This window comes from Devosia sp. (genome assembly GCF_036406155.1).
Taxonomy (GTDB): Bacteria; Pseudomonadota; Alphaproteobacteria; order Rhizobiales; family Devosiaceae; genus Devosia_A.
Genome location: NZ_DASWVV010000116.1, coordinates 1 through 17,711, shown reverse-complemented (window position 1 = coordinate 17,711; position 17,711 = coordinate 1). Strand labels below are relative to the sequence as shown.

The following is a 17,711-nucleotide window of genomic DNA, read 5'->3' as shown; positions in this document are numbered from 1 at the left end:
CGCAAGGAACGCCGCGACGTAGCGCCTTGCCGGCGGCCCGGCGAGGTCGCGGGCCAGCCCGCGCAGGCCGCTGGTGCCGAACCTGGGTGTTTCTGTCATGGCGCCGGTCCCCTGTTTCCGCCGTTCCTGTCACGCCGGCAGCCGGCCGGCAAGCGCCGGGTAAGCAATCGTTAAGACCTTGCCTCCACCCTGCCCGCATGCGGATCGAGAAGCGCACGATGAACTGGCTGCCCCGGCCCTCCCTGCACGAGGAGGCCGAGGCCGCGCGCCTCAAGCGGCGGGCCGACGCCCGCGCCTATCTCAGGCAGCAGGAGCGCAACGCCTTTGCGCTGTCCAGCCTCGGCCCGGCGGCTACCGCCGGCGCCGTCGACCTGACCATGGGCATCGCCGTGGGCCGCATCAAGGCCGGCATCAACACCAGGCCCAAGAAGCTGGCCTGAGCCGCTTGCCTTCCGCCCTCGTTCGCGGCATCTAGGCGAGCCAGGAGCGCACCCCTCGCCGATGTCACTTGCCGGGTTTTTCGACCGCGAGGTCACCATTGTCGCCCGCGACCTCTTGGGCGCCACCTTCCTCGTGGACGGCGTCGGCGGCGTCATCGTCGAGACCGAGGCCTACCACCCCACCGATCCGGCCTCCCATTCCTTCGCCGGCCCGACGCCGCGCAACCGCTCGATGTTCGGGCCGCCGGCCCGCGTCTACGTGTACCGCTCCTACGGCATCCACTGGTGCATGAACTTCGTGTGCGCCGGCGCCAGCGCCGTGCTGATCCGCGCGCTCGAGCCGACGCAGGGGCTCGCCACCATGGCGGCGCGGCGCGGCCTCGACGATCCGCGCCAACTCGCCTCCGGCCCCGGCAAGCTGTGCGCCGCGCTCGGCGTCACGCGCGCATTCGACGGCCAGTGGCTGGAGCGGCCGCCCTTCACGCTCACCCTGGCCGAAACGCCGCCGCCGATCGTCAGCGGCCCGCGCATCGGCATTTCCAAGGCCGTCGACAAGCCGTGGCGCTTCGGCATCGCCGGCTCGGCCTACCTCAGCCGCAAATTCCCGCGCGCGGCCGCCCCGGAGGTTCCCTCGCGGGGCCGACTTCGCTAGGGTGCGCCGCCAACATCGGGAGAACACGCTTGCAGATCGACCAGCTCATCAAGGAACTGATCGCCACCGGCACCATGAACGACGAGACCCTCACCGAGCTCAACCGCATGCTGGCGGAATTCTCGGCCGGCAAGCTCGACCCCGACGACGAAGTGTATCTGCGCGCCCTGCACGCCCGGCTCACCGGCTCCGTGATGGCCGAGCCCGCAGACGCGGCGGAGCGCCCTGCCACCGAACGCCTCGACGGGCTGAGCATCGGCGAATGGCGCGACCGGGCGCTCAAGGCGGAAGCCGAGCTGCAGGCCCTGCGCGCGCCGTCCGGGAACGGCGACGCCGCCTGAGCCGGTGGCCGGGGCGCGGGCCCGGAACCCTTGCCGTCGGGATGTTTCGAGGAACCTGCGCGGTTCATCCGACGGGTCAGGGGATGGGCGGATGCGCCTGGCGGTGAAGCCGATTTCGTTGAGGGTCTTGGGAGTGGGACATGCTTGCCGGTGAGGGTGCGGTCGCGATCTGGAACGGCATCTCGCAGGCCGGCCGCGCGTCGTTCTACCAATGGCACCTGCACGAGCACATGCCCGAGCGGGTGGGCATTCCCGGCTTCCTCCGCGGACGTCGCTATCGGGCCGCCGATGACCTGACGCATCCGGAGTTCTTCACGCTCTACGAGACGCTGGCGTTCGAAACCGTGCTCGGCAGCGACTACCTCGGCCGCCTCAATGCGCCAACGGCCTGGACGCGCGCGACGATGGCGCATTTCCAGACGACGTCGCGGGCGCTGGCGAGGGTTGTCGCCAGCTTTGGCGTGGGTCCGGGCGGCACCCTCCTGACCATCCGCTTTGCCATGTCCGGGGATGAGGAGACCGCGGTCGGGGCTCTCAAGCACCGGCTCATGAGCCTCGCTGACGCGGCGGAGATCACCGGAGCGCACCTCCTCGAGGCCGACGAGGCGGCCTCGGCTACCACGACCGCCGAGACCAGGGGCCGCCAGGACATCGAAGCCCCGCCGCGCTGGGTGATACTGGTGGAGGCCTGCTCACTCGGCGCATTGGACGCCGCCCAGCGAAGCCTGTCGGACATCCTGCCTCCGCAGAAAGCCGCGGCGGGCAGGTACATTCACGAGTATACCCGCCTCAAGACCCCTTGGGCAGCCGGCTGACCGGGGGCAACCCGCGCCGGCGGGGCGGACACACGGACCGCCGCCAGCGCGCCAAGTCGGTGTCCTAGGTTCGATGAACCAGATAGAAGACACGATGCGGTGCTAACGCACTGAAAAGATTGGTGGGCCCACCAGGACTCGAACCTGGAACCAGACCGTTATGAGCGGTCGGCTCTAACCATTGAGCTATGGGCCCGGCGCCAGCGTTCCTAGGGGCTCACGCATTCCCCGGTCAAGGCGAAACTGCGTCCGTCATGGGCGGATGCACGGCGGAGCCGCCGGGACGGAAGCGCCGGCACCCTTGCGAGGCGCCGGCGCGGGTCTCACGACGCCTTGGTCGTGCCGTCGGGGTTGGTGGTGCCGAGGCGTCGCCGTGGCGGTCCCCGGGGGGCGCTGGCCCACCACCGCAAGGCGGGCGGGGCCTGGAAACCCCGGAAGCGGCGGCCTGAGCGCCGCCGTCGGTGGGGGGCGCTCAGGCCCCCTCACCCGGCGTGCTCCAGGAAGTAGATGCCGGCCAGGATGAACAGGCCGATGAAGATCGTCTCGGCGACGACGAGGGCGATCGCGTCGCCGCCGACGTCGAGCACGCGGCGCAGCGACGTCTTCATGCCGACGGCGACGATGCCGGCAAGCAGGGCCCAGTGCGACGCTTTCATGCCGCCTTCCGATACCATCGCGGGAACGAGCCCCAGCGAATTGGCGGCGGCGAAGAGAAGGAAGGCAATGACGAAGCCGGGCAGCAGCGGCGGGCGCTTCCCGCCCTCGCCGGCCGGTTGCGGCACGTTGCGCGTGGCGATGGAAATGAGCAGCACGACCGGTGCAAGCAGGCTCACCCGGATCAGTTTCACCAGCGTTGCCGTCTCGCCGGCTTCCGGCGACACCGAAAAGCCGGCGCCCACGACCTGAGCGACGTCGTGGATGGTGCCGCCGAAGAAGATGCCGACGGCGCGGTCGTCGAGCCCCATCGCCTGGGCGACGATCGGATAGGCGATCATTGCCAGGGTGGAAAGCACGGTCACCGACAGTACCGTGAAGATCAGGTTGCGCTCCGAAAACTCGTTCCTGGGCAGCACCGCGGCTATCGCCATCGCCGCCGAGGCGCCGCAGATGGCGACGGACCCGCCGGTGAGCAGCGCCAGCCGCCAGCCGCGCCCAAGCAGCCGCGCTGCAACGAGGCCGAAGGCGATGGTTGCGGCAATGGCCGCCGCCAGCAGCAGCACCGTGCCGGCACCCAGCCCGACCAGCAGGTCGACGCTGATGCGCATGCCGAGCAGGGCGACGCCGATGCGCAGGACGTTCCTGGCACAAAAATCGATGCCGGCGGCAAAACGGGCTTCCTCCGACACGAAGTGGAAGGCGATGCCCAGCAACAGCGCCATCAGCATGGCCGGAGCGCCGTAGTGATCCGACAGGAAGCGGGCGGCAATCGCCACCGCCGCGGTGACGGCGAGGCCGGGCCAATAGCTCTGCACTGCCGCAGACAGGCCCTGGAAGCGCAGCTGTATCGCTGAGGCAGGCCTCATCGCACCAATCCTCGTGGTCGGGTGGTTTCCAGGTCGCGGCAGAGGCACCGGCCCCACCGGGGGCGAACGGCCGCAGCCTATTCGCCCGCGCTCAGCGCGAAGGCCTCCGTCGGGAAGAACTTGGCCAGCCGGACGTCGGCCGTGCGGGCGTGCCCCTCCATTCCTTCCAGCCGCGAGATGCGGGCCGTGGCTTCGGCGATCGCCCGCGAGCCCTGCCGGGTGCTGCGCTGCCAGGTCACCGTCTTCATGTACTTGTGGACGGACAGGCCCCCGGTGTAGCGAGCGGCTCCCGACGTGGGCAGCACATGGTTGGGCCCGGCCGCCTTGTCGCCGAATGCGACCGTGGTCTCTTCGCCGAGGAACAGCGAGCCATAGGCTCGCAGGCGCCCCAGCCACCAGTCGAGATCCCGGGCCTGGACGTGCAGGTGTTCCGGGGCGTAGGCGTCCGCGATGGCGGCCATCTCGTCGCGGTCGGAGCACAGGATTATCTCGGCGTAGTCCCGCCAGGCCGCAGCCGCGCTCCTGGCGTTCAGCTCCGGCAGGGAGGCAATCAGCCCGGGCACGGCCTCCTCCACCGCGTCGGCGAGCTCTGCGCTGTCGGTGACGAGCCAGACGGGAGAGTTGTAGCCATGCTCGGCCTGCCCCACGAGATCCGCGGCCACGAGGGCCGGATCGGCGGAACTGTCCGCCACCACCATCGAATCCGTCGGCCCGGCGAACATGTCGATGCCGACGCGGCCGAACAGGATCCGCTTCGCCTCGGCCACGTACTGGTTTCCCGGACCGACGAGAATATCGGCCTTGGGCAACCCGAACAGGCCGAACGCCATGGCGGCGATCCCCTGCACCCCGCCGAGGTTCAGGATCCGGTCGGCGCCGCAGAGCTGCATCGTATAGAGCATCGCGGCGGGAATGCCCGTTCCAGGCTTGGGGGGCGAGCAGGCGGCGATATGGGAGACGCCGGCCACCTTGGCTGTCGTTATGGTCATGATCGCGGACGCGATGTGGCTGTAGCGGCCGCCGGGCACGTAGCAGCCGGCCGCCTCGACCGGGATCTGCTTCTGGCCGGCCCAGAACCCGGGCTGCACCTCGATCTGGCAGTCCGAGATGGTGGCCTTCTGCGCCTCGGCGAAGCGGCGGATATTGTCGTGCGCGAAGCGGATGTCGGCCTTGAGCCTTTCCGGAACGGCCCGCTCGGCCGCTGCCAGTTCCGCCTCCGAAACCAGCACGTCCCCCCGCCAGTCATCCAGGTCCCGGGCGAAGCCCAGGGCGGCTGCATCGCCGTCGCGCTCGATCCGCTCCAGCATCGACTGGACGGCATGGCGGACCTCGTCCTGGCCGCTCTCGGCCGTGCGCGTCGCCCGCTTGAGATAGTTTATCGACATGCTCTGCACCTCAACAGCACTTCTGTTCGCCGTCTCACGTCACGGCCCTGCACACGGTCCCCAGGCCTCGCGGCGGCGCTCCCGTCCTTGCGAAGTCCACGACCGCGTCCGCGAGCACGTCCATGCTGTCGACGACTCGGTACTTGTCCGGGATGGCATCGCTTACGATCGAAAACTCGCTGCAGGCGACGAGCAGGGCCTGTGCGCCCGCCGCGACCAGTTCGGCCGCCGCCTCCCGCAATGTCTCGCGCGCCGCCGGGTCGCTGCTGGAGCGCTTTATGGCGCGGATGGCCGCGAGCATGCGCTGTTCATCCGATGGATAGAGCGTCGTGAGCTGCCGCCGGGCGAACGCCCGATCGTATATCCCGGTCAGGCGGACCGCCGGCGACGCCAGGATCCCGACGGCGAAGTCGGCCGTCGCCATGCCCGCCACCCGTTCCGCGGCAAGTTCGACCATGTCCAGGAAGGGTATCGTCGCCGCCTCGACGATGCGCGCGGCGTAGTTGTGGGCAGTGTTGCAGGGCATGGCGAGCGCCTCCGCCCCGGCCGCCTCGAGGCCCCGCGCCATGCCGGCGAGAACCGGCCCGGGATCCTCGCCGCCGCCTTCGATCAGCGCCTTGATCCGGGACGGGACCTGGGTGTTGTTGTCGACGATCATCGGCACGTGGTCGGCGTCGTCGGCTGCCGCAATGCGCGCGATGACCCGCGTCATGAGCAGCACCGTCGCTTCGGGCCCCATGCCGCCGATGATTCCGATCCTGCGCAGGGGAGCACGCACTTCAGGGCTCCCCCACGCGCAGCTCGGCGGCGCAATGGCCGATGATATCCCCGATGAGTTCGCAGTCATCGAGCGTGAACGTCAGCGGGATCCGCATGTCGAACAGGCCGGAGAGAAGCTCATCGGTGACCGGCACCGACTGGGCTTCGACATACTTCCAGCTGTGGTGATTGCTGGTGAACGCCACCGGCATGTCGGCCCCGAACCACTTCAGTTCGACGCCGAGCTCGCGGTTCGCTGCCACGAAGGCCTGCGCGGCCTGCGCCGAAATGCCGGGGACGCGGAACTGGATCGAGCTTCCCACGAAACGCTCTTCGTTGGGCCGCACGGGAATCGCGATGCGCGGGATGTCTCTCAGCTTGCGCTCGACGGCGCGGTACCGCTCGTTCCAGCGCTCGATATTCGTCTCCAGGCCGGCCAGCTGGGGCCGCAGGATCGCGGCCCGCAGGTTGTCCATGCGGCCCGACATGTTGGGCGTATCGAGCCGTACCGTCTCGAACACCGCGGCGTCGGGGGCGGCGCCATGGCGCTCATAGAGCATGTACGAGCCGGACAGCAGGATCGCCCGCGCCATGAATTGCGGGTCGTCGGAGGTGATCAGGCCGCCTTCGCCCGAATTCAGGTGCTTGTAGGTCTGCGTGCTGAAGCAGCCGGCCAAGCCGAAATTGCCGCTCTTCACGCCCTTCCAGGTGGCGCCCATGGTGTGTGCGCAATCCTCGATCAGCGTGACCCCTGCCCTTTCGACGAGCCCCTGCAGGCGCTCCATGTCGGCAAGGTGGCCGCGCATGTTGGACAGCAGCAGGAAGCGGGCGCCCGTCGCGTCGATCTTGCGGGCGAGGTCATCGAGGTCGATGGCCAGATCGCTGGTGATCTCGACGAGGACCGGCTTGCCGCCGGCGCCGACGATCGCGCCGGGCACCGGCGCCAGCGTGAAGGCATTGGTGAGCACGCGCTCGCCCGGCTGCAGGCCGGCAGCCCGCAAGGCAATGCCCATCGCGTAGCCGCCCGACGCGCAGGCGAGACAATATTTCGCCTGTTGATAGGCAGCGTATTCCGCTTCCAGCGACGACACGATCGAGCGCTCGCCGGCGGCGGTGTTGTAGCGGTGCAGGCGCCCCGACCGCAAAACCTCCACCGCAGCGGCGATCGCTTCCTCGCCGATTGGCTCCTGCTGGGTGAAGTTGCCGCGAAAGCGCTTCATGATGGGGTGCCCTTCGAGTCCTTACGCGGACGCCACGGACGCCGCGCCCTGGTCGTATCCGAAGGCGGCGGTGTATCCGAACAGTGCCGCCGAGCCGCCGGTATGGACGAAAACGACGCGCTCGCCCTTCTTGAAGCGGCCCTTGCGCACGAGGTCGATCAGGCCGGCCGCTCCCTTGCCGGAGTACACGGGATCGAGAAGGATCCCCTCGAGACGGGCGAACATCTCGATCGCCTCGAGACCGGCGGGCGTCGGGATGCCGTAGCCGTCGCCCACGTAGTCGGTGTTCGCCACGACGTCGTCGCGCTGCACCACTCCCGGGCATCCCAGTTTCTCGGCCGTGGCGACGGCGAGGGCAAAGACGTTGTCCTCCTGCTTCTGCCGCGGCGCCCGCACACCGATGCCCAACAACGGGATGTTGGCGTTGATCGCCTTGAGGCCGACGACGAGCCCGGCCTGGGTGCCGGCACTGCCGGTCGCATGCACGATATGGTCGATGGCAAGCCCGAGATCGTTGGCTTGGCTCACCAGTTCCAGCGCACAGTTCGCGTAGCCGAGTGCGCCTGTCGGGTTCGAGCCGCCCCCGGGGATCGTATAGACCTTGCGCCCCTCCTTGCGGAAGCGGTCGGCGCGCAGCTCCAGTTCGGCGTTCATGTCGAGTCCGCCCGGCCGCTTCTCGGTGGTCGCCCCATGCAGGTGATCCAGGAAGACATTGCCGTTGAAATTGTAGTTGGGGTCGTTCGATCCGGTACGATCCTCCAGCAGAATGTGGCAGTCCAGGCCGAGCTTGGCCGCAAAGGCGGCCGTCTGGCGGGCATGGTTGGACTGCGTCGCGCCCTGCGTCATGACCAGGTCGGCGCCCTGCGCCATCGCCTCCGCCATGAGGAATTCGAGCTTGCGGGTCTTGTTGCCGCCCGTCGACAGGCCAGTGCAATCGTCCCGCTTGATCCACAACTCCGGGCCATTCAGGGCGCTCGACAGTCGCGGCAGGGGTTCCAGAGGGGTCGGGAAATGGCCCACTCGGATCCGCGGAAAACGCGCCAGGTGCATGTGAATGGCTCCTCTTGGATATCGTCGTGATACAATCACGCAACTTTCTGTACTTTTCAAATGCATAATTTGTGATGCAATATGCAGCCTCTGCATATCGGGAGCACGGCATGCGCGGCGAATGGCTGGAGGACATCCTGGCGATCATGGACAACGGCGCCCTCAACAAGGCGGCCGAAGCGCGGCTGCTCACACAGCCCGCCTTCTCCAGGCGCATCGCCGCCATCGAGGAGCATCTGGGCGTCGAACTGCTCGATCGCTCCCGCAAGCCGGCGACGCTGCTGGCCGGCGTGAAAGACCAGGAACTCCGGATTCGCGAGATCGTCTCGCTGACCCGCGAGCTCGTCCAGGACCTGCGCAGTCAGGACCGCAAGGGTCACAACCAGGTCATCGTCGCCAGCCCGCATGCCCTGACGACCTCGGTCGTGCCGCAGTTTGTCAAGTTCCTGGCGTCCGAGCTCGACGTCAACATCCGGCTCCGCTCGGCGAACCGCGATGAATGCACGGCCATGCTCCTGACCAGGCAGGCCGACATGACCCTCACCTACCGGGCCAATTACGAAGAGCCGCGCACCAGGGGGCACTACATCGAGGAAAAGATCATCGGCGAGGAGCGTTTCGTGGCGGTTGCCGCCACGGCGTGCGCCGGTAGGTTCCGGGCCGACCATGCCCGCGGCGAGATCCCCGTCATCACCTACCCGTCAAACGTCTTCATGGGCGAGGCGATGGCGCGGGAGATCTATCCCCTGATGAACGCCATCATCCTGCGCAAGCGCGCGGAGACCGCCCTCACCCTGGCGGCACTGCAACTGGCGTTGGCCGGGGTGGGAGTCGCCTGGGTTCCCGAGTCCCTCGCCGAATCCGATCTGCGCCTGGGACGCCTCGAGAGCCTCGCCGACATCCTGCCGGGAACCACCTTTTCGATCACCGTCCAGCGGCTGGAGGGTCACAAGTCAGCGACGGAGGCAGCGGTGTGGGACGCCATCGGAACGGGACCCCTGTAGACGCGGCCACTTGCCGGTTCGTAGCGGTGGCGGTCGGACTGCCGCCGGAAACGCGTGTGGTCAGCTGCGGCTTGTTGGATACATGTCTTTTCACTCCCAGTGTCCGAGATTGGCGATTTCGGGAGCGAGCTGGCCGGCCAACGCCGCCACCATGGCGGCCATGCCTGAGCGCGAGGCCGCCAAGCACGGTGCGGACCGGATCATGCGCGGCAGCGCCGGACGCATCCTACCTTGGTGGCAGCGGCACAATCCGCCGCATTTCCGGTCCATTCGGGCTCCTGCTGGGGCAGTCGCGCACCCCCCAGAATGGCCTGGGCGACAGGCGGGTACGCCGGCACTGTGTCCGCCCTCACGCTGGATCGTATTTTTCTTGTGTTCAGCCGTGTCTGGATGCATCTGTTTTGATGCAACCAGGGATGAAGACGCATGGATACGAAGGCTCAACCGAACGGAGACGACAAGGCCAACACACGGGTCGATGCCATTTATCAGGCGCTCTCCCGCGCCATCCTGGCCCAGGAACTGACCCCCGGCACCAAGCTGAGCGAAGAACCGATCGGCGCCCTGTTCTCGGTAAGCCGGACCATCGTGCGCGCCGCGCTCAACCGGCTGCACAGCGAGGCACTGGTCGAGTTCCGGCAGAACCGCGGCGCGTTCGTCGCGACGACCACTCCCGACGAGGCCCGCCAGGTGTTTGAAGCGCGCACCGCCATCGAGCGCGAGATTTTCTCCCGCCTTGCCGGCCTCATCACCAACAGGCAACTCGGCGAACTCGAACAGCATCTGAAGCGCGAGCACGCGCTCGAGCATGGCGGGGACCGGGCGCAGGCCATCATCCTCTCCGGAGAGTTCCATCTCCTGGCCGCCCAGATGGCGGGCAACCAGGTGCTTGCCGGCTTCCTCACGCTGCTCATATCGCGCACGTCGCTGATCCTCGCGCAGCACAGCGTGCACCAGGAGTCCGATTGCAGCGTCGACGAGCACGAGGCCATCCTCGCGGCGCTGCGCAAGCGCGACCCGGAGGCGAGCGCCGAGGCCATCACCGACCACCTGCGCCAGGTCTATGACCGGGCGAATATCGGCACGCCGAAGCGCCCGGAGCGCGATCTCGGCGATATCCTTTCACGCTACCTCTGAGTACTTGTATCGCCGACTTCTTGTGATCGTATCCAATCTATGGCATTGACGTATCCCGACAGTCACTGCCCGACGCAAGGAGTCCTCCATGTCAGCCGCAGGTTACCGGCATGTCGCCGGCCTCTCCGTCCATCCGGCGCTCAGCGCGTTCGTGGAGGAGGAGGTGCTTCCCTTCGCCGGCGTCGCGGCCGACCACTTCTGGTCGGGGCTTGCCGCGATCGTCACGGATCTGACGCCACGCTTTCATGAACTGCTGGGCACCCGCGCCGAACTCCAGGCACGGCTGGATGACTACCACCGCGCCGGCAAGGGCGCGCCGCACGATCCCGTCGCCTACGAGGCCTTCCTGCGTGAGATCGGCTACCTCGTCCCCGAGCCTGCCCCGGACGCCTATCGCGTCGCGACCAAGAACGTCGACGCCGAAATCGCCATTCTCGCGGCTCCCCAGTTGGTGGTGCCGCTCTCGAACGCGCGCTACGCGCTGAACGCGGCCAATGCCCGTTGGGGCAGCCTCTATGACGCGCTCTATGGCACCGATGCGCTCGGCCGCCTGCCGAAGCCCGGCGACGGCATCGACGACGAGCAGATGTCGGCGGTGTTTGCCTATGTCGGCGCCTGGCTCGATGCCGTTTTTCCCCTGGCGTCGGGCTCGCATGCCGACGTCACGGCCTACGTCGTGGATGCCGACCGCCTGCTCGCGCGCTTCGCCGACGGCACTGCCACCCCGCTGCGGGACAATGGCGCCTTCGCCGGCTTCCGCGGCCCGCGCCACGAGCCGACTGCCCTGCTCCTCGTCAATAACCGCCTGCACGTCGAACTGGCCATCGACCGCGAACACCCCGTGGGGCGCCGGCAGGCCGCGGGCGTCGCCGACATCGTGGTCGAAGCCGCCGCCTCGGTGATCATGGACATGGAGGACGCCGTTGCGGCAGTCGATGCCGACGACAAGGTTGCAATCTACCGCAACTGGCTCGGCCTGATGGCGGGCACGCTCTCGGCGCGCGTCACCAAACCGGGCGACGACTTCGAGCGGACGCTGGCAAGTGACCGGCACTACACCGCACCCGACGGGGCGAGCCTCACCCTGCACGGCCGCGCCGTGATGCTGATCCGCCACGTCGGACCCCACATGTTCACGGACGCGGTGCTCGACGCCGAGGGCAACCCCATTCCCGAAGGCATTCTCGATGCGGCCGTGACCATCGCGTGCGCGCTGCCCGACATTGCCGGCCGGACCCCCGTGCCCAACAGCCGCACCGGCTCGGTCTACGTCGTCAAGCCGAAGATGCACGGCCCGGACGAGGTGGGGCTGGCCGACGCGCTGTTCCGGCGGATCGAGGAACTCTACGGCCTCGCGCGCTACACCATGAAGATCGGGGTGATGGACGAGGAGCGGCGGACGTCGGTGAACCTCGCCGCCTGCCTGTCGAAGGTGCGCGACCGCACCGTGTTCATCAACACGGGCTTCCTCGACCGCACCGGCGACGAAATCCACAGCGTCATGGAAGCGGGCCCGGTGGTGCGCAAGGGCGACATGATGGGGCAGCCCTGGCTGTCGGCCTACGAGCACAACAATGTCGATGTCGGCCTCGCGCGCAACCTGCCGGGCCGCGCCCAGATCGGCAAGGGCATGTGGGCGGCACCCGATCGCATGCAGGCGATGCTCGCCCAGAAGGGCCGTCACCCCGGGGCCGGTGCCAGCACCGCCTGGGTGCCGACCCCCACCGCTGCCGTCCTGCATGTCCTGCACTACCATCAGGTGAACGTCAGGGCAGTGCAGCAGCGGCTGCGTGAAGGCATCCGCTCGCGGCTCCCCGACTTGCTGACCCCCCCCGTCGCCGCCGCCCCGCTCGGCGCCGACGCCATCACCGAGGAGCTGCGCAACAATTTGCAGGGCGTGCTCGGCTACGTTGTGCGCTGGATCGACCAGGGGATCGGCTGCTCGACGGTTCCCGATCTGGGCGGCGTGCGCCTGATGGAGGATCGGGCGACGGTGCGCATCAGCACCCAGCATGTCGCCAACTGGCTGCATCACGGCATCGTCGACGAGCCGACGGTGCGCGAGACGATGCGCGCCATGGCGCAGGTGGTCGACGAGCAGAACAAGGGGGAACCGGGCTACATCCCGATGTCACCCGGGTTCGACACCCCGGCTTTCCGCGCCGCCGAGGAACTGATCTTCGAGGGGCGCGACGCCGCCAACGGCTACACCGAGGCGGTGCTGCACAAGTACCGCCGCATGGTGAAGCGGTCGCGCGCCGGCGCGGCAGGCACGGCAGGGGCGTAGGACGCACCACACGCAGCGTGCAGCGGGTCGGGACACGACGACCCGCTGCGATATCGCAGGCGCGCCCCGGCCCGGAACACCCTTGGGCGTGCAGCTATGCGCGAGCCGTCACTTCAGGAACTTCCGGAATGCCTGGGGCAAACGGTCGGCGGGCCGGGTCTGGTCCCAGGGCACGTCGCGCTGCCCGTAGCGCGAAGCCATGGCGAGGACGGCGGCGAATTCGGCCAAGGCGATGTCGGGCTGCGCCGCAAGCCACTCCGCGTCGAAGACCGGCATCGAGAACTGGCCCGAATGCATCTCGATCCACACCCTGGCCCGGGGCATGTCGGTACCGCCCGATCGCAGCGGCCGCGCCGGCGGACTATCGAGCGTCGTCGGCAATCTCGGCCAGGCGAGCGGGGCGGCGCTGGTTGCCGCCCTCTTCCACTTCACCGCCGGGCACGGTGCGCAGGCCGCCCTCTGGCTGGGCGGAAGCTGCGCCCTCGTCGCCGCCGGGCTCAGCGTGCTGCGCCTGCGCCATGACGACCACCGCGTCGCTGGCGACTAGTCCGGGCAATTCTCCGGGCGAGTCCGCGGAGGCCCTTGCAGCCTCCGCCTGGCCCGGCGGCGCGCAGGGCGCTACGGCATGTCGACGACGCACACGCCATGGCGGGCGACGACGCGGCCGCCCTTGACGACGAGCGGCGGGGGCGCGATCTCGACGACCGCATTGGCCACGGTTTCGCCGGCAAGCAGCGTGAAGTCGGCACGGGCGCCGACATGCACACCATAATCCTGCAGCCGCATGACCTCCGCGCCGCCCCTGGACACGGTCTCGAGCAGCAGCCTCAGATCGTCATCCGAGCGCATGCCGTTCTTCATGCCGATGATCCTAGCCCGGTCGAGCATGTCCGGCTGGCCCCACGGGCCCCAGGTGTCGCGAATGCCGTCGCACCCGGCACCGACGCGGACGCCGTGCTCCTTGAGCCGCTTGAGCGAGGGCACCGTGGCCGAGGGGGCGCCGGTGGTGAGGATGGCGATGTCGAGCTCGGCGATCTGTTCGATCAACCGGCCCACCCGCTGGTAGTCGTTCATGCCGAGCGCAAAGGCATGGCTGATGGCAAACCGCCCCTGCATGCCGTTGGCCAGCACCCGCTCGAAGATGAGCTCCATCGTGAAGGCGCCGAGTTCTCCGGGCTCGTGCAGGTGGATGTCGATATCGACGCCGTGTTTCACCGCGAGCTGGAAGATGACGTCGAGCTGCCCCTTGGGATCGCGGTCGATGCCGCAGGGGTCGATGCCGCCCAGGACCTCGCAGCCGTTGGACAGGGCCGCATCCAGCAGCTCCACCGTGCCCGGCATGCACATCACGCCCGATTGCGGAAAGGCAACGAGTTCGATGTCGATCACGCCCTGCAGCTTGTCGCGCGTCTGCTGGACCCCTTCGACCAGCCGCAGCCCGTGCGTCGTGTCGATATCGACATGGCTGCGGATATGCGTCGCGCCACGCGCGGCAAGACCGATGGCGTGCCGCATCGACTGCCGATGCGGGTCCAGCCCGAGGGCGAGCCGGTTCTCCCGCTCGTAGTCGATGCGGCTGCGCAGCACGCCGTCGCGGTTGTTCTCGTGCCAGCCCATGCCCCAGGTCGTCTTGTCGAGATGGGTGTGCGCATCGATCAGCCCCGGCCACAAGATCGCATTGGCGCCGTCCTCGACGGGGACGCCGGGCCGCTCCGCGATCGCGCCGCACTCGACGATGACGCCGTCGCGGACCAGGACGTCGCAGGGGGCCGCGCCCAGCGGCCGGACATTCTTCAAGTGCAGGTCGTGCATGACGGTTTTCCGTTGCTGCGTGGAAAGGGCGTCGGCCGGCGCGCCGGCAAATTCGATGAAGGGAGCGTCAGCCAGTCTTGCGCCGCAAGCGCCGTCGCCGGCGCTGCCCGGCGCCGACGGTGGCGCTGCGGCTTTGATAGTCGGGGGCCATCCTGCTGTAAAGCCGTGCGGGCCCGGCAAGTGCAATCCGGACGCCGAGAGTGTGGGGTCGCGGCGGCCCGGCTCGGCCATTGGTCTAATGGCGGCGGCAGGCGATGTACAAGGCAGGCGGCGTCTGCTAGGGGCGCGCGCAGGACGGGGGACAGAACATGAAGCGAACGGGCTGGCTTTGGGGGCTGGGAGCCTTGCTGCTCGCCGCCTATGTCGTTCCCTACACGCTGCTGGCCGGGATCGGCCGCTGGCATGGCGCCTTCCTCTTCTGGCTCGCGTTCGGCATCCTGGTATGGGGCCTGCTGAGCCTCGTCGTCTGGCGCTGGAACGTGTCCGCCGTCCCGCCCGACTCGGGCGAGGCCGGGCGCGGAGGGCAGCCATGACCCCCGCCGGCATCTGGATCGCGCTCGTCGTCTACGGCATCGCAGGGCTCGCCGTCGCCTTCTGGGCCCGCCGGCAGCTCGCCGGCGGCGCCGAGGATTTCTATCTCGGCGGCCGCCGCATCACCGGGCTGGTCTCCGCCGCCAGCTACGCCGCCACCACCTACAGCGCCTTCATGATGCTGGGTCTCGCCGGCCTCACCTATCGCGGCGGCGTCGGCGCCCTCGGCTTCGAGCTCGTCTATTTCGCCGGGCTCGGGCTGGTGCTGATCTTCGGCCCGCGCTTCTGGCTGGTGGGCCGCCGCTTCGGCTTCGTCACCCCCTCCGAGATGCTGGGCGCGCGCTACGGCTCGCCGCTGCTGGCCGGGCTGGTCGCCGTGCTCTCCTGCGTCTTCCTCGTCCCCTACAGCGCCGTGCAGCTGATGGGCATCGGCCTGTTGCTGTCCGGCGTCAGCGGCGGCGCCATCCCGGTCGGCGTCGGCATCCTCGTCGGGGCCGTGCTCGCCGCCGCATGGACACTGCTTGCCGGCCTGCGCTCGGTCGCCTGGACCGACGCGGCGCAATCCGTCCTCATCCTCGGCAGCGCGTTGCTCGCCCTGTGGTTCGTCGTCGACGCCATCGGCGGGGTGCCGGTCTTCCTCGCCCGCGTCGAGGCTGAGTACGGGGCCTGGCTGCACCAGCCCGGGCCCGGCCTGTTCAGCCTGCCCACCTTCATCGGGCTGACCCTGCCCTGGCTGTTCTTCTCCATCTCCAACCCGCAGGTCAGCCAGCGCCTGTTCACCACCCGCGACCTGGGCGCCATGCGCACCATGATCCTGGGCTTTCTCGGCTTCGGGCTGGTGTTCACGCTGATCTCCATCCTGTGGGGCTACTCCGCCCTGCTGCTGGTGCCCGATCTGGCCAATCCCGATCTCGCCACCCCTGCCCTGCTGGCCACCGGCGCCATCCCGGTGTGGCTGGCCATCCCGCTGCTGCTCGGCATCGTCGCGGCGGCCATCACCACCATCGACTCCATTGCCCTGACGCTGGCGTCCATGGTGGGCCGGGACGTCTATCGCGCCAGCGTGAAATCGGCGAGCGACGCGGCCGAACTGGCCGTCGGCAAGGTCGTGATCCTGGTGCTGATCGCGGCGGCGGCGCTGTTCGCCAGCCTGCAGCTCAATCTCATTTCGCTGCTGTCGGTCGCTTCCTCGAGCGCCCTGCTGGTCACGGTGCCGGCGATCGTCGGCGCCTTCTTCTGGCGCCGCGGCACGGCGGCCGGAGCGCTCAGCTCCGTCGCCGGCGGCGCCCTCGCCGTCGTCGCCCTCGGGGCTGCTGGCCTCAACCCCCTGGGCATCCCCTACGCCGTCGTCGGCTTCGCCCTGTCCATCGCGCTGTTCGTCGGCGTCAGCCTCGCCACCACCCCGCCCGCCGACCGTGGCAAGGCGTTCATCGACGACGTGCGGCCGCAGCTCGACCGGCTGCGCGCGAGTTAGCGGATCTCGAGGAAACACGGAACAGCGCGGAACCGCTCCAGGGGCGGGTGCGCCGCACGCGCGGCGGCCCGGCCGGAGCGTGGCGCCCCGGCCGGGCCTTGTGTCCTACTGCTCGCTGGCCTGCGCCGCGTACATGTAGCTGTCGTAGGTGTACTCGGCCACGCGGAACCACTCGAAGCTTTCGTCGCGGAACTTCTTCCACGCCGGGTAGATCTTGGCCCACGCCGGATTGCTGGCGCTGTACTCGTCATAGAGCGCGAAGGCCGCCTTGTAGGCCGCGTCGAGCACGTCGCGCGGCAACGGGCGCAACTGCACGCCCTTGCCCACGAGCGAGCGGATCGCCGTCGTGTTCTTGACGTCGTAGAGCGCCTGCATGTTGATGTTGGCCACCTTGCAGGCCGCGTCCAGCGCCTCCTTGTAGGTCTCCGGCAGGGCCTCGTACTGGGCCTTGTTGACGTAGAAGTGGATGGTCAGGCCACCCTCCCAATAGGCCGGGTAGTAGTAGTAGGGCGCGATCTGATAGAAGCCGAGGCGCTCGTCGTCATACGGCCCGACCCATTCGGCGGCGTCGATCGTGCCGCGCTCCAGCGCCGGATAGATGTCGCCGCCGGGCAGCTGCTGCGGTACCACGCCGAGCCGCGACATGACCTCGCCGGCGACACCGGCAATGCGCATCTTGACGCCCTGCAGGTCGGCGACGCTGTTGATTTCCTTGCGGAACCAGCCACCCATCTGGGCACCGGTGGCGCCGCCGGGGATGCCGACCAGGCCGTATTCGTTGAGGAACTCGTTGTACAGCTCGTTGCCGCCGCCATGGTAGAGCCAGGCATTCTGCTGGCGCCCGTTGAGGCCGAAGGGAATGGTCGAGCCGATGGCGAAGGTGGGGTTCTTCCCGGTGAAGTAGTAGCCGCAGGTATGGGCGATCTGCACCGTCTCGGACTGCACCGCGTCGAGCGCCTGGGCACCGGGGACGATTTCGCCGGCCTGGAAGACCTGGATCTGGAACTTGCCTTCGGTGATCTTGGACAGCACGTCGGCCATCACCTCGGCGCCGCCATAGATGGTGTCGAGGTTGTTGGGGAAGCCCGAGGTCAGGCGCCAGCGCAGGGTGGGCAACTCCTGGGCGATGGCCGGAGCGGCGAGCGCCGTGCTCGCGGCGGCCGCGGCGCCGGCGAGCGCGCCCTTCGCCAAGAAGTTTCGGCGGTCGAGAATGGTTGGCATGAGAAAACTCCTCCTCTGCTCAGGTTGGCGGCATCGCGGCCAGGCGATGCCGCAGGCACT

General features: G+C 68.6%; 18 protein-coding genes and 1 tRNA gene. 10 read left to right on the top strand and 9 right to left on the bottom strand.

Annotated features, from left to right (window positions below; all coding sequences use genetic code 11):
- The first annotated feature begins 218 nt into the window (after nt 1-218).
- From VGD93_RS07315 to VGD93_RS07300, 4 genes are all read left to right on the top strand, one after another.
- Nucleotides 219-440: a hypothetical protein gene (locus VGD93_RS07315; RefSeq protein WP_395010678.1), complete on the top strand. Its 222-nt coding sequence runs from the start codon at nt 219-221 to the stop codon at nt 438-440.
- Between the two features lie 61 nt (nt 441-501).
- Complete coding sequence (locus VGD93_RS07310) at nt 502-1,092, top strand: DNA-3-methyladenine glycosylase (RefSeq protein WP_395010676.1); 591 nt, start codon at nt 502-504, stop codon at nt 1,090-1,092.
- Nucleotides 1,093-1,121: 29 nt separating this feature from the next.
- Nucleotides 1,122-1,433, top strand: a complete 312-nt coding sequence (locus VGD93_RS07305) for a hypothetical protein (protein WP_395010674.1) — start codon at nt 1,122-1,124, stop codon at nt 1,431-1,433.
- Nucleotides 1,434-1,573: 140 nt separating this feature from the next.
- Nucleotides 1,574-2,248, top strand: a complete 675-nt coding sequence (locus tag VGD93_RS07300) for a hypothetical protein (RefSeq protein WP_395010673.1) — start codon at nt 1,574-1,576, stop codon at nt 2,246-2,248.
- Nucleotides 2,249-2,368: 120 nt separating this feature from the next.
- On the opposite strand, the gene VGD93_RS07295 is transcribed toward VGD93_RS07300, so the two are convergent.
- From VGD93_RS07295 to VGD93_RS07270, 6 genes are all read right to left on the bottom strand, one after another.
- Nucleotides 2,369-2,444 (bottom strand) — tRNA-Ile (locus VGD93_RS07295).
- Nucleotides 2,445-2,730: 286 nt separating this feature from the next.
- Nucleotides 2,731-3,771, bottom strand: a complete 1,041-nt coding sequence (locus VGD93_RS07290) for a YeiH family protein (RefSeq protein WP_395010671.1) — start codon at nt 3,769-3,771, stop codon at nt 2,731-2,733.
- Between the two features lie 77 nt (nt 3,772-3,848).
- Nucleotides 3,849-5,156 (bottom strand): histidinol dehydrogenase, encoded by a 1,308-nt coding sequence (gene hisD, locus VGD93_RS07285; protein WP_395010669.1) that lies wholly within the window; start codon nt 5,154-5,156, stop codon nt 3,849-3,851.
- A 34-nt stretch (nt 5,157-5,190) separates the two neighbouring features.
- The gene (locus tag VGD93_RS07280; protein ID WP_395010667.1) at nt 5,191-5,934 is read right to left on the bottom strand and encodes an aspartate/glutamate racemase family protein; all 744 of its coding nucleotides are present in this window, start codon (nt 5,932-5,934) and stop codon (nt 5,191-5,193) included.
- 1 nt (nt 5,935) lies between these two features.
- The gene (locus tag VGD93_RS07275) at nt 5,936-7,135 is read right to left on the bottom strand and encodes a DegT/DnrJ/EryC1/StrS family aminotransferase (RefSeq protein WP_395010665.1); all 1,200 of its coding nucleotides are present in this window, start codon (nt 7,133-7,135) and stop codon (nt 5,936-5,938) included.
- A gap of 21 nt (nt 7,136-7,156) precedes the next feature.
- Complete coding sequence (locus VGD93_RS07270; RefSeq protein ID WP_395010663.1) at nt 7,157-8,185, bottom strand: D-cysteine desulfhydrase; 1,029 nt, start codon at nt 8,183-8,185, stop codon at nt 7,157-7,159.
- A gap of 110 nt (nt 8,186-8,295) precedes the next feature.
- Here VGD93_RS07270 and VGD93_RS07265 point away from each other — a divergent pair, with 110 nt between their 5' ends.
- The 3 genes from VGD93_RS07265 (at nt 8,296) to VGD93_RS07255 (ending at nt 12,613) form a co-directional block, all read left to right on the top strand.
- The gene (locus VGD93_RS07265; protein ID WP_395010661.1) at nt 8,296-9,189 is read left to right on the top strand and encodes a LysR family transcriptional regulator; all 894 of its coding nucleotides are present in this window, start codon (nt 8,296-8,298) and stop codon (nt 9,187-9,189) included.
- A gap of 426 nt (nt 9,190-9,615) precedes the next feature.
- Nucleotides 9,616-10,326 (top strand): GntR family transcriptional regulator, encoded by a 711-nt coding sequence (locus tag VGD93_RS07260; RefSeq protein WP_395010659.1) that lies wholly within the window; start codon nt 9,616-9,618, stop codon nt 10,324-10,326.
- A gap of 88 nt (nt 10,327-10,414) precedes the next feature.
- Entirely contained in the window at nt 10,415-12,613 is a 2,199-nt protein-coding gene (locus VGD93_RS07255) for a malate synthase G (protein ID WP_395010657.1), read from the top strand.
- A 108-nt stretch (nt 12,614-12,721) separates the two neighbouring features.
- On the opposite strand, the gene VGD93_RS07250 is transcribed toward VGD93_RS07255, so the two are convergent.
- Nucleotides 12,722-12,937, bottom strand: coding sequence for a hypothetical protein (locus tag VGD93_RS07250; RefSeq protein WP_395010655.1), 216 nt, complete (start codon nt 12,935-12,937; stop codon nt 12,722-12,724).
- Between VGD93_RS07250 and VGD93_RS07245 the strand changes: the two genes are divergently transcribed.
- Nucleotides 12,936-13,160: a hypothetical protein gene (locus VGD93_RS07245; protein ID WP_395010653.1), complete on the top strand. Its 225-nt coding sequence runs from the start codon at nt 12,936-12,938 to the stop codon at nt 13,158-13,160. The two genes, VGD93_RS07250 and VGD93_RS07245, sit on opposite strands and share 2 nt — an antisense overlap.
- 71 nt (nt 13,161-13,231) lie before the next feature.
- On the opposite strand, the gene VGD93_RS07240 is transcribed toward VGD93_RS07245, so the two are convergent.
- A complete protein-coding gene (locus tag VGD93_RS07240; protein WP_395010652.1) occupies nt 13,232-14,425 on the bottom strand; it encodes an amidohydrolase family protein in 1,194 nt (397 codons plus the stop codon).
- 308 nt (nt 14,426-14,733) lie between these two features.
- On the opposite strand from VGD93_RS07240, the gene VGD93_RS07235 reads away from it, so the two are divergent.
- Together VGD93_RS07235 and VGD93_RS07230 are read left to right on the top strand one after the other, a co-directional pair.
- Nucleotides 14,734-14,958: a hypothetical protein gene (locus tag VGD93_RS07235; RefSeq protein ID WP_395010650.1), complete on the top strand. Its 225-nt coding sequence runs from the start codon at nt 14,734-14,736 to the stop codon at nt 14,956-14,958.
- The gene (locus VGD93_RS07230) at nt 14,955-16,430 is read left to right on the top strand and encodes a sodium:solute symporter family protein (protein ID WP_395010648.1); all 1,476 of its coding nucleotides are present in this window, start codon (nt 14,955-14,957) and stop codon (nt 16,428-16,430) included. The genes VGD93_RS07235 and VGD93_RS07230 overlap by 4 nt, the downstream gene beginning before the upstream one ends.
- 105 nt (nt 16,431-16,535) lie before the next feature.
- Here VGD93_RS07230 and VGD93_RS07225 read toward each other — a convergent pair whose 3' ends face one another.
- A complete protein-coding gene (locus VGD93_RS07225) occupies nt 16,536-17,651 on the bottom strand; it encodes a TRAP transporter substrate-binding protein (protein ID WP_395010646.1) in 1,116 nt (371 codons plus the stop codon).
- Between the last annotated feature and the right edge of the window lie 60 nt (nt 17,652-17,711).